This window comes from Citrobacter sp. wls613 (assembly GCF_005281195.1).
In the GTDB taxonomy this organism is placed as follows: domain Bacteria; phylum Pseudomonadota; class Gammaproteobacteria; order Enterobacterales; family Enterobacteriaceae; genus Citrobacter; species Citrobacter gillenii.
This window is the reverse complement of the sequence record NZ_SZXN01000060.1, coordinates 1806-2592: the sequence shown is the minus strand read 5'-3', so window position 1 is coordinate 2592 and position 787 is coordinate 1806. Positions and strand designations below refer to the sequence as shown.

Annotated in this window: 2 protein-coding genes; both read right to left on the bottom strand. The window is 51.5% G+C overall.

The window, feature by feature from the left end; genetic code table 11:
• Positions 1 to 88: 88 nt before the first annotated feature.
• Positions 89 to 529: a DUF411 domain-containing protein gene (locus FDX01_RS13495; RefSeq protein WP_000758228.1), complete on the bottom strand. Its 441-nt coding sequence runs from the start codon at positions 527 to 529 to the stop codon at positions 89 to 91.
• Positions 530 to 615: 86 nt separating this feature from the next.
• Complete coding sequence (locus tag FDX01_RS23815) at positions 616 to 738, bottom strand: cation transporter (protein ID WP_246605149.1); 123 nt, start codon at positions 736 to 738, stop codon at positions 616 to 618.
• Between the last annotated feature and the right edge of the window lie 49 nt (positions 739 to 787).

The window sequence follows — 787 nt, the reverse complement described above, 5'->3', positions numbered from 1 at the left end:
TCAGGGTATGTCATGGATGCGATTACCACGAATGCCGCCGGCATAAGAGTGCCTGCTGCCGGCGTCCCGTTATCAGCCGTTCCGCTGACTATTCGATTCGCTGGAAGACTTTTTTACTTCCATCCGGTGAGAATGCGATAACATCGTAAGCCTCTTTTCGGGCTCCCATCTCCATTCCAGGACTTCCTGCTGGCATACCGGGGGTGGCGAGACCGTATATACCTGAACCAGACTGCATTGCCTTATGTATCGTTGTCGCAGGCACATGGCCTTCAATGATCAAATTACCGGCAACCGCGGTATGACAACTTCGCAGTCCTGCAGGAATAGCATGCTTTTCTTTCAGGGCTGACAGCGCCTGATCATTCATGACGTGAGTTCGTACTTCAAACCCGTCTTTTTCCATCGCCTTGCCCCACAGGGAACAACAGCCACAGTTTTCAGATTTGTACATATCAATCACTTTTTCACTCGCCATCGCGGGCAGTGAAAGGCCGAGAGCCAGCGCCATCAGAACCACTTTTTTCATACTCACCTCTGTATATTATCGATTTAAACCCTGACGTCAGGGTGAATCAGTAAAGAAGGACACCCACAGGGGGTGCCCTTTCAGGTTCAGGACACGCTTTTTTTATGTCTGCGCAGCCAGATTAATTTGTAGGCGGCAGGAATAATGAACAGGGACAGCAGCGGAGCCGTGATCATCCCACCAATCATGGGTGCCGCGATACGGCTCATGACTTCTGAACCTGCACCGGTTCCCCAGAGTATTGGCAGCAGACCCGCA